The sequence below is a fragment of the Psychromonas sp. B3M02 genome (assembly GCF_003318165.1).
In the GTDB taxonomy this organism is placed as follows: domain Bacteria; phylum Pseudomonadota; class Gammaproteobacteria; order Enterobacterales; family Psychromonadaceae; genus Psychromonas.
The window spans coordinates 68,090-79,482 of sequence record NZ_QOCB01000080.1; the positions used below are offsets into that span (position 1 = coordinate 68,090).

At 35.9% G+C, this 11,393-nt stretch carries 5 protein-coding genes; 4 read left to right on the plus strand and 1 reads right to left on the minus strand.

The features are described 5' to 3' along the window. The first annotated feature begins 767 nt into the window (after nt 1-767). A complete protein-coding gene (locus DS885_RS09075; RefSeq protein WP_113819118.1) occupies nt 768-5,825 on the plus strand; it encodes an EAL domain-containing protein in 5,058 nt (1,685 codons plus the stop codon). Nucleotides 5,826-5,884: 59 nt separating this feature from the next. Here DS885_RS09075 and DS885_RS09080 read toward each other — a convergent pair whose 3' ends face one another. Continuing rightward, nucleotides 5,885-6,817, minus strand: a complete 933-nt coding sequence (locus DS885_RS09080) for a bile acid:sodium symporter family protein (protein WP_113819119.1) — start codon at nt 6,815-6,817, stop codon at nt 5,885-5,887. A gap of 226 nt (nt 6,818-7,043) precedes the next feature. Between DS885_RS09080 and DS885_RS09085 the strand changes: the two genes are divergently transcribed. The 3 genes from DS885_RS09085 (at nt 7,044) to DS885_RS09095 (ending at nt 11,213) form a co-directional block, all read left to right on the plus strand. After that, complete coding sequence (locus DS885_RS09085; RefSeq protein ID WP_113819120.1) at nt 7,044-7,382, plus strand: zinc ribbon domain-containing protein YjdM; 339 nt, start codon at nt 7,044-7,046, stop codon at nt 7,380-7,382. Nucleotides 7,383-7,760: 378 nt separating this feature from the next. After that, the gene (locus DS885_RS09090; RefSeq protein WP_113819121.1) at nt 7,761-8,672 is read left to right on the plus strand and encodes a ZIP family metal transporter; all 912 of its coding nucleotides are present in this window, start codon (nt 7,761-7,763) and stop codon (nt 8,670-8,672) included. Between the two features lie 261 nt (nt 8,673-8,933). Continuing rightward, nucleotides 8,934-11,213, plus strand: a complete 2,280-nt coding sequence (locus tag DS885_RS09095; RefSeq protein ID WP_113819122.1) for an EAL domain-containing protein — start codon at nt 8,934-8,936, stop codon at nt 11,211-11,213. Nucleotides 11,214-11,393 lie beyond the last annotated feature (180 nt).

Here is an 11,393-nt window from a genome sequence, read left to right on the forward strand (position 1 = left end):
GGTTCGAGGTTAAAGGTTTTAGCTGTTGCATTCTCATGCTTTGCTTGAGAATGCAGACTTGAAGCTATATTGCCGAGCTGCTTGCCTGTACTTTTCCGACAGTCTTACTGGTTCCCATGCTTTGTGTGGGAATGCAGGCAATTCCCAATTCCACTTTATCTGTGTCAGCAGGTATCCCCATGACATTGAATAACTCCCATAAACAGTACTAATCGCTTTATTTTTTTGTGAAGTGAGCGTAAAGGGTGATTTGTATTATGAAATAGCTAAATTAGTGGTGTAAGTAAGCAACTTTGATGGATTTTTTGATGTTGTTGATAGAATATAATGGCCAAAGATTATTTATTTTATAAATAATTAAAGTCAGCCGCGTCTAGCTAGTGATGTCAAATTAGTCTAAAATTACTATCTTATATTTTTGGTTGTCTACTTAACTTTAGCTATGCTTAATAAAAGTTTAATTTAGTTAAATATCAATGAATTAAATAATTGATTTTATATAGTTCAATGAGTTTTACAGCTAAAAAATGATTGTAGTTGCTGGTTAGAAAAGGTGATTTAATGCTAAAATTTTTGAGAAGTTAATGTGTTAAAACGATTTCGTTATCCAGAATTAAAGTGGCTTAAACAGCACTTCTACTTTTGAGTATGGGTAGAAAAAGTATCCTAGGACACGTTAAATTGAAATTACCCTTTAACTTTAAACCTTTCCTAACTCTGATTTAAATTTAGCTAAATATATATTTGGCCTCTATCAAGGTGATTAAATGAAATACGATGCAACCATACTTTATATTAGAAATGCAGCTAATACTCGTAAAGTATATTCAGATTTTCTTCATGAAAATTTTGCAAAGGTTATTGAGGCTGATGATGGGTTAGAGGGGATAGCAAAGTTTAAACACCATAATCCACAATTAGTGATCACTGAAATCGAATTACCGAAAATGAGTGGTGTTGAATTAATTCACGAAATACGCAAAGCCAATACAAACACACCCATCATTATATTCAGTGCTTATATTCAAGAAGATTTCTTATTAGATTCGGTTAAAGATAAAATTAATGGTTTCGTGAGTCGACCTACAGATACAGAAACACTAGGTCGAGTTATCAATAATGTGTTAACAGGTGGCGATTATCAAGCATTAATCGATGAACAAAAAATGCTATCAGAACGAGAAAAGTATGCAGTACTTCCAAAAGAAAAACTAATTTCAGAAACGAATGGTTCAATGGTGGTAGGCATCGGCTCGAGCGCGGGTGGATTAGAGGCGTTAACTTCACTGATTAGGGGATTACCTGAAAGTAATAACTGTGCTTATATTGTCGCGCAACACCTTAGCCCTAAGCATAATACTATGCTGGTTGAGTTACTCACTAGAGAAAGTAACTTGCGTATTAAGGAGGTGGAAAGTGGTGAAGAGCTTGAAAGTGACGTTATTTATATTACACCGCCCAATACAAATGTTGAGATAAACGCAGCAAACCAACTCATTTTATCCGCTCCCGAAAAACATTCGTTCTTGCCAAAACCATCTGTGAATCAGTTGCTTATATCCATCGCTAAATATAAAAAAGAAAAGTCGGTTGGCATCATTTTATCGGGCACTGGCTCAGATGGTTCGCAAGGTATGCGTGCGATTAACGCCGAAGGAGGGATTACCATTGTTCAAGAGCCTAGTACTGCAAAATACGATGGTATGCCAATGGCTTCAATCAACGGTTCAATCGTTGATATTTTAATTGAGCCTGAAAAGATAGGGAAAGAGCTGGTTTCATTAGCTAACTTCCCTCGACAAAATGTATTAAAAAGACATCAAGTGACGCCTGAAAATGATTATATATCGGTCATTTTTGAGCTATTACATAAAGCAAAAAATGTTGATTTTTCCGTTTATAAAAAAGCAACCATTGGGCGACGTATTGAACGCAGAATGGTGGCATTAAAAGTCACTACATTAAATGAATACGTTAAATTAATTTCAAGCTCGCCCAAGGAAGTTGAGTTACTTTTTAAAGATATTTTAATCGGAGTGACAAGCTTTTTTCGAGATAATGAAGCCTACGAGTCGCTTGAAAATCATTTGAATACTTACTTAGAGCAAACCCCTGACTTAAAAGAGTTGCGGATTTGGATGCCGGGAGCATCCACAGGAGAAGAAGCCTATTCTGTTGCCATTATATTAAATGAATTATTAAATGAACGGCAGCAATCTCTAGACCTGAGAATTTTTGCAACAGATATAGATGAAGATGCCTTAAAAATTGCTCGTCGAGGTGTTTTCAGTCAAGCATCAATCACTAAGGTGTCTGATACTTATATTAAAGATTACTTCACCATTTCAAATAATGAATTTGAAGCCACAAAAGCACTACGACAAAATATAGTGTTTTCTTATCATAATCTTTTATCTGACCCTCCGTTTAAAGATGTAGATCTTATCGTTTGTCGTAACTTATTAATTTACTTTAACCTTGATGCACAAAACTGGATCATGCCTGCTTTCCATTATGCATTAAAAAGTAACGGGTTACTTTTTCTTGGGAAATCCGAGAATGCCACTAACTTTGAAGACTCTTTTGCACCTGTTGATAAAACTAATAAAATATTTAAAAGTGTGGCTTCACACAAAAAAAATTATCCTGCAATCACAGTTAAGCCTCCTGTCTACACTCAGCCTGAATTAGATAATGCCACTACAAAACAAGTAAACAGGCCAATACAAGATACAATTATAGCCGAAGCAACCAAGCTATTGATGCCAAATATGATTGTTACTAATGAGCAACTTGATGTCATTTATAAAAAAGGCGATTTGGATTTTTTCACGATACCAGAAGGGTATGTCTCCTATAATATTTATAAAATTGTTGATTCACGTTTAGCAATGGATTTGAGGAAGTTATTTAGTGACCTTAAGCAAGGTGCAACGGTTGCTGTTAGTAGTTATATTCCTTTACCACATAAAAATGGCACAACTCGATTTATCAAAGTGTATCTCGTTCCAGTATTGAATGGTCGCAATCAAACCTATATTTATTATTTTCAAAGTATCTCTGGTGATGACTTTCCATTCTTGAATCAAACTGAAAGCGAGCCTTTGCCTTCATCTTCTCAGGAGTTAGAGTTTGAATTGCAACGTACTAAAGAGCATATGCAAACGCTTATAGAAGAACTTGAAACCTCTAATGAAGAGCTTCAATCAACCAATGAAGAGTTACAAAGTGCCAATGAAGAGCTTCAAGCAACTAATGAAGAGATGGAAACCAGTAATGAAGAGTTGCAGTCAACCAATGAAGAGTTGCACACGGCTTATGCTGAACTAAAAGAGATGTATCTAGAGAATACCAATATAAAAGAAAGCTATGGTGCGTTAAATGATCGATATGAATCTGTATTAGATAATATTAACGACGGAGTGGTGATTACTAATCTGGAAGGTATTATTCTCAAAACGAATACGGCAATGCAAGATTTTTGTCGGTTACCCAGAGAGCAATTATTGGCGAAGCAGTGGTTAAACTTAGCCCCTGTACAGATGGACATTGATTTTTCAAATCGAGAAAAAGAACTCACTGAAAGTGGTAAATTTGGTCCCTACAACATTCATATTAAATCGGAAAATGGTATGGATACCATTCTTCGAACTGAAGATTATTTAAGTCGAGATGAAAAGGGCAATTCACAGATTTGGTCATTTGCATCGGATATCTCAAAAGAAACCTATGCGCGCCAAGAGTTATTATTAAGCCAGCAAAAATTTAAGGCCACATTTGATTATGCAAATATTGGTATTGCACATGTTGGACTTAAAGGTGAGTGGATTTCGGTCAATAAAACGATTTCAACGATGTTGGGGTATAGTGAAGAAGAGTTAATGAATTTAACCTTCCAAGATATCACTTGTAGCGATGATTTAGAGAATGATTTAGTCTACTTTCAGGAGCTGCTAGATGGGAAAAGTGACTCCTATAAAGTAGAAAAACGTTATTATAAAAAAGATGGCGAGTTATTCTGGGCTATGCTTTCTGTTTCGATTATTCGAGATCAGGGTCAACCTAAGTATTTCATCTCTGTTATTGAAGATATCAATACACAAAAACGCTTGTCTTTAGATAGTATCCAAGCAAAAACCGTATTTAATACCACACAAGAAAGCATTGTTATTACTGACCAAGAAACAAATGTCATTAATGTTAATCCTGCCTTTGAAAATTTAACGGGTTATTCCATTGATGATATTAAAGGTGAATCTTTATCAATACTTCGCTCTGAGATGCATAGTGAAGAGTTTTACAATGATTTGGAACGTGCTTATAAACAGAGCGGTATTTGGTCGGGAGAGATTATTTGCAAGGCTAAAAATACGGACGTTTTCCCTGTTTACCTTAATATAAGCGCTGTCCGAGATGATGAGAGTAACATTATCCAATATGTGGTGGTGTTAACGGATATCTCTCTGATTAAACAATCTCAGGATAAAATACAGTACCTTGCGAATCACGATTCGTTAACTGGTTTACCTAACCGAACTTTATTATCAGACCGAGTAGAACATGCGTTACAGGAAGCGCGCCGTTCTAAGAAGCACATTGCGGTTTTCTTTATTGATTTAGACCGTTTTAAAATTATTAATGATGGCCTGGGACATAAGGTGGGGGATGGGGTATTAATAGAAGTCGCTAATCGTTTTACCAAGGTGTTACGTTCTGAAGATACCGTTGCAAGAGTCGGCGGTGATGAGTTTATTGTGATTGCTCAAGATTTAGATTCAGCACTTGATGCCTCTAAAATTGCTACTAACTTGCTTGAGTCGATTCAAAAAGAGATGATTATTGAAGAGCATAAGATAAAAGTCGGTGCCAGTATTGGCATTAGTATTTATCCTAATGATGGCCTTTCTGGCGATGAACTAATACGCCAAGCTGATATTGCTATGTATGATGCAAAGGAGCATGGGCGTAATATTTATCGTTATATCTCACAAGAGCTTTCATCGGATGCTTTTGAAAAAGCAACCATGGAAAGTTCAATCAGAGATGCGTTGAATAACGATGAATTTGAGATCTACTATCAACCCATTGTCGATGTGAAAACAATGACCCTTTCGCATTTAGAAGCATTGATCCGTTGGAACCACCCTAAACTTGGTTTAATCATGCCGAATAAGTTTATTCCATTGGCAGAGGAATCTGAGCTTATTACTGAGATTACTAAATACATCACTTTAAATGTGATGAGAACAATCCATGAAATAAGTAAATCTAATGATTATGATTGCAAAGTCGCGATTAACTATTCATTAAAAGATTTGGAAAGCGACGAACTCTTCTTTACCTTTAAAAAGTATCTGCAACAATTCAATATCAAAGACAATGCGATTACGCTCGAAATAACCGAAAGAAAAGTTATTTTATCTAATGAACAAAACCAAAAGCATTTAGCGCGATATAAAAAATTGAATGTATTATTTTCCATGGATGATTTTGGGACTGGCTATTCGAATTTGGGTTACCTTATTAACAATCCTTTTGACCAACTAAAAATTGATCGTTGCTTTATCTCAAAAATAGGTGGAATAGGAACTGCGGAAGAGGTAGTAAAAGCTGCGATATCAATTGCTAAAGCATTACAGCTGAAAAGTGTGGCAGAGGGGATTGAAACCCAAGAGCAACTGGAGTTTGTTAGGGATAATGGTTGCGATCTCGCTCAGGGCTTTTATTTTCAAACCCCCGAGCCTATTGCTAAATTACTTGGTCATTTGACGGTTGAAACAAAATATCACCAGAAAAGACCAATGCCGTTAATAAGCTCTAAATAAGTTCATTAATATTATGGCTAGTCTCTTATTTTAATAAGGGCTAGCCTTGTTTTATTTTCTTATATTAGATTTTTCCTCTCTAACCCTCTAGGAACTGCGTTTCCCGAAATAGCTATTTGGCGCTTGCCTTTATTTAACAACCAATACACAAACAGGAATGCGGGTATATTCATTAATAACCCATACATTAATGGGATCGTCGTTAATGCAGGTTGATGCATAATAGTAAAGGCAATCATCATTGCTGTACCTGCATTTTGAACACCCACTTCTATGGCAATGGTTTTTCTATCAGTATCATTAACATTCAGTTTTCCAGTAATAAAATAGGCAATGATTAATGCCAAACTACATAAGGCCATTACTGCGACACCTTGTAACGAAAACATTGCAGGAATAATACTTAGATTGGCCAGAACAAGGGCGCTAATGATCATTAACATGGAAATTGTTGAAATCTTTTTAATTAAAGGAATAACAGACTGTGACCACTGATCAGCAAAATAACCTATACACATGCCAATAACGGTAGGTAGCAAGGTCACTACAGTGAGCTGTTTGATTGCAGGCAATAGTGGTAAATTGAAAAGTTTGCTATCTGCGTTACCTGTGTAATGAATGAAGCCAATAAAAGCTAAGGGTAAAATAAGCGGCGATAACATACTGACTATACTGGTTAAGCAAACGCTTAAGGCAAGGTTACCCTTTGCAATAAAAGAGAATAAGTTTGATGTTGCCCCACCTGGGCATAATGCCAATAAAAACAAACCAGCCGCTGCGGCTTGATCAAGCGAAAAGGCTTTAATGATAAGCAGTGCCAATATAGGTAGTAAACACAGTTGTAGTAAAAAACCAATAATAGCGACCCTAGGTGTGTTTAAAACAGCTTTAAAGTCTTTTATTTTTAAGTTCAACCCCATCCCTAACATCACTAATCCCAATACGACGGGCAACATAATTTGAGTAATAGTTTGAGCGATAACTGGTGTCATAAATACCCTTAACTTAGGAGTAACTTGATGCTATCAATATACTGTGCGTGTCAGGCGCTCGTTTTGATATAGCGCAGTATTTAAGATTTTAAGTGGGGTAAATTCACTTTTTGTTTTGGCTGTTGCGGAATGATTGATTGTTGCTAGCAGGAAGCGTTATTAGCTTTCTACAGAGTGATAACTTATGTTTATAATATGCGTTAAAATTTAATTAAATGAGAAATATATGTCGAATCCTCCTTGTCCAAAATGTCACTCACAATTTGTATATCAAGATCAAAATCAGTTGATCTGTCCTGAATGTGCCTATGAGTGGAACCCATCTGAAATACTTGCTGAAGAAGCGAGTTTAAAAATTAAAGATTTTAATGGTACATCGCTTAATGAAGGGGATAAGGTCACCATGGTTAAAGACCTTAAAGTAAAAGGCAGTTCTCAAGTGATTAAGGTAGGGACTAAAGCCATTATTAAGCGAATAATTGAAGGTAAAGATCACCAACTTGACTGTAAAGTAGATGGTGTTGGCGAAATGATGGTAACGGCTAAATTTGTTAAAAGAGCCTGAGTGGTACATTAAGTAAAAGGTTAGCAATCATTTGAAAAGCCTTTGAAGATGTATTAGAAAATGTTATTTCATGGCTTTCAGGAAAACAACTTAACCAACTTAAGTCGCTTTCCTATTAATAAAAAACCAACCTATGCTCCTTTAGCTTTAAATTTTTTAATGTAACAAGGCTAACGCTTCATTGTTATAAAGTCTCGATTTAAAGTTACATAAAGCAATGCTAGTAACATGTTATTTTCAGTTGTATTTTAATAAATAGACACTGCGTAAAAAAACAAAACACACTTAAATTGTTAATTTATCTCATAGTATGCGTTAATAAGGGAGCGTCATATTAACTCTGTGTATTGCAATTGAATGGCACCAAGAGGATTTACTATGGAAATAACTGCACCAGAAAGCTGGTTAGTGGCTTTTAAACAGCACTGTAAGCACCATCCTTATCTTATTATCGCATTACTTGCCTCTGTTATATTAATCACTTTATTGATTCTACATTCCATTCATTTAGGCGAGCAGGCTTATTTAAAATATGCCCTGTTAGGTGGCACAGCTGGTTTTTTGGCTACTGCCGCTGGTACGTTACCTGCGCTGTTTATTAAAGAGATCCCGCGTAAATTATCAGATGCGATGCTTGGCTTTGCGGCCGGAATGATGTTAGCCGCTTCTGCATTTTCACTGTTATTGCCTGGTATTGAAGCTGCAATAGATTTTACAGGTAGCTCTTTTTTAGGCTCTATGGTTGTGTTATTTGGCATGGTTATTGGTGTTGCGTTGATGATGGGCTTAGACGAATTTGTGCCCCATGAACATATGGATTCAGGGCCTTGTGGTGCAGGCCATGAAGCCTGTAGTCGAGCATGGTTATTTGTGTTCGCCATCGCATTACATAATTTTCCCGAAGGGATGGCGATTGGGGTCGGTTATGCGCAAGGTGATTTATCTGTAGGAGTACCTTTAACTACTGCGATTGCATTGCAAGATATTCCGGAAGGTTTAGCCGTTGCACTCACATTGCGGGCGACCGGGTTTAGCACTGTCTTTTCAGTGTTGATTGCAGCAGCAACAGGGTTGTTAGAGCCACTTGGTTCAATACTCGGTGTGAGTCTAGCGGGTGGCTTCATGATTGCTTATCCGATTGGTTTGGGGTTAGCGGGGGCGGCAATGTTGTTTGTTGTTTCCAATGAGGTGATCCCAGAAACCCATAGCAATGGCAATAAAACTGTCGCCACTATAGGCTTGATGATTGGCTTTGCTTTAATGATGTTGTTGGACACTACTTTAGGTTAAAACGGGACTTAAAAATTTCAAAGTTAATACAAAACTCTTGTTTATCAGTAATGAGAGTTTTTAGCTGAATGTTGTGTAGTTGTTTTAGAATTTCCACCTATAGTTAGCTATTTTTAAATTATTAAACTAATTTTATAAGTAAAGGTTTAAATTATTGATTACATATCAATATTTTCACTTTAAAAGCTAATTATTAGTATTTTTTTAATTTTTAATGATTAATATGTGAAAATAAGATCTTTTATCTATGGGGAATTGGATATGGCTAATGTTGTAGAATTAATCTCTACAAAAAAGTACATCTACGTGTATGCGATAGCTTGTCTGGCATCGGTTTTTATTTGGTTAACTCATTTTTTACTGCCACTTCAATTTGGTAGTTTACTCAGTGCTTTGCTCCTTTTCTTAGTGATAACTGCGAGTCTATTAAGCATCGCAACTATTACTTACAAAAAACAACTCTATATTACTAATCATATTCTCCAAAACATTACAGATTTTGTCGTAATTAAGGATCAAGAAGAGCGCTTTATTTATGGTAACAAGTGTGTTATTGAATGGTATAACACAACGGAAGCAGAGTTAGTTGGAAAAACAGATTATGATTTCACTGGTAATTTAGCGCAGTCTGAAGCCATGTTAAAAAATACAAAATCTGTGTTAAATACATTTAAAACTGAAGAAACCTTTGATGTTTTTGTTGATGTTAAAGACAATAAAACACATCATTTTTACTCTATTAAGATCCCTTTCTATAATGCAGACAAGCAATTGCGACTATTTGTTATCTCTAAAGATATTACTGAAATAATCGAATTACAAGCAGAGTCTGAGAAAAACAAAGCTCGCTTACAGAATGTATTAAGTGTTTCAGAGGAAGGGTTATGGGAATGGAACCCACAATCCGGCCATGTTAGTTATAATGAACGATGGGAGTTGATGACTGGTGTTTGTGCAGGTGAAGGCTCTTTTGATGAGTACGCAAATTGTATTTTTGAAGAAGATAAGGCGATTGTATTTGATGCCATTGAAGCGATGCTAGACGATGATGTGACATTGAATATTAAATATCGTTTAAGACGACCTGATGGGGTGGTAATCTGGGTGTGGGACCGAGGGAGAATTGCTGAACGTGATGCTCAAAATAACCCAACATTAGTAGTCGGGTTAGCGATGGATATCACCCAAGAAATGTATAACAAACAAAAAATCAATGAATTAGCTTATCATGACCAATTAACAGGGCTTAACAATCGTTTTCAGTTTGAAATAGACCTATCTAATACACTGAAAAAAAGCCAAGAAGAGGACGTTTATAGCGCCTTGCTGTTCTTAGACCTTGATCGATTTAAGTTGCTCAATGATAGTTATGGCCATCACATGGGCGATAAATTATTAACTATCATCGCACAAAAATTATTGAGCCATAAACAAGGTGAAGAGTTAATTTCGCGATTTGGTGGCGATGAATTTGTAGTGATCCTACCTCTGGTTGATAAACAGTTATCAGCAGCGACAGCCCACACAACAACCTATGCTAATCAAGTAATTAATTTGTTATCTGAAGCGGTCTCTTTAACCAGTGATTTACAAGACATTAAAATTGAATATGAAGTGACTGCAAGTTTAGGCGGTGTCATTTTTAAATCTGGCGATGTGCAAGAAAATAAAATTCTACAATTAGCTGACATGGCGCTATATAGAGCAAAAGGCAACGGTGGTAATGAAGCAGTCATCCTTGACCCTGCAACTGAAAATGATTTAAACCATAGCGGTGAATTACAAAAAAGTATGCGCGATTCTATTGAGGCCCTTGACTTCTGCATCCACCTACAACCTAAATACTCTAATACATGCCAAATCATTGGTGCAGAAGCCTTAGTACGTTGGCAGCACCCTAGTTTAGGTTTATTAGCACCCTATGATTTTATTGCTATGGCTGAAGAGAGTAATTTAATTATTCCTATTGGCATGCAAGTACTTGAGCAAGCTTGTGAACAACTGAAAAAATGGCAAACATCTCCTGAAACAGCGCATTTTACACTTGCTGTAAATTTAAGCGCTAAACAGATCTGGCAAAAAGATTTCGCAGAAAAGATTATTGATGTGGTAAATAGTTATCAAATTGATGCGAGTAAATTGATTGTTGAAGTGACAGAATCTATTTTTATTAAAGATTTAAAAACCGCGACCGCTAAGTTATATAAACTTAAAGGTATTGGCATCTCCGTTTCACTTGATGACTTTGGAACTGGGTTTTCATCTTTAAGCTATTTGCGTGATTTACCGATAGATGAAATAAAGATTGATCGCTCGTTTATGCAAGATATTAATTATGATAAAAAAGCCTTAATGATGGTCAAGTCGATTATCAGTCTAGCCGATAATTTTGATATGCAAGTGGTCTCTGAAGGAGTGGAAGAGAAGCCTCAGTTTGAATTATTAAAGCAACTTGGTTTATCCATCTTCCAAGGTTTCTATTTTAGTAAACCAATCCCAGCAAAGGATTTAGATAAGTTAATCAAAGACACGAATAACTAATATAAAATCGCTTATAACAAGTAATCTCACAATGCATTTTTGTATACAACTCTAGTTTGTAAATGCAAAGTTTTAGTTGTTATAGTGAGTTAATACACTCCTGCTGACATGCTTATTCGCATGCATTTATGCTAGCCATGTTATACCCATCACGCTAATCAACATCTTTTGGTTAATTCT

Coding starts and splice junctions, on each gene's coding strand:
- DS885_RS09075 (WP_113819118.1), top strand. CDS start 768: ATGAAATACGATGCAACCATACTTTATATTAGAAATGCAGCTAATACT.
- DS885_RS09080 (WP_113819119.1), bottom strand. CDS start 6,817: ATGACACCAGTTATCGCTCAAACTATTACTCAAATTATGTTGCCCGTC.
- DS885_RS09085 (WP_113819120.1), top strand. CDS start 7,044: ATGTCGAATCCTCCTTGTCCAAAATGTCACTCACAATTTGTATATCAA.
- DS885_RS09090 (WP_113819121.1), top strand. CDS start 7,761: ATGGAAATAACTGCACCAGAAAGCTGGTTAGTGGCTTTTAAACAGCAC.
- DS885_RS09095 (WP_113819122.1), top strand. CDS start 8,934: ATGGCTAATGTTGTAGAATTAATCTCTACAAAAAAGTACATCTACGTG.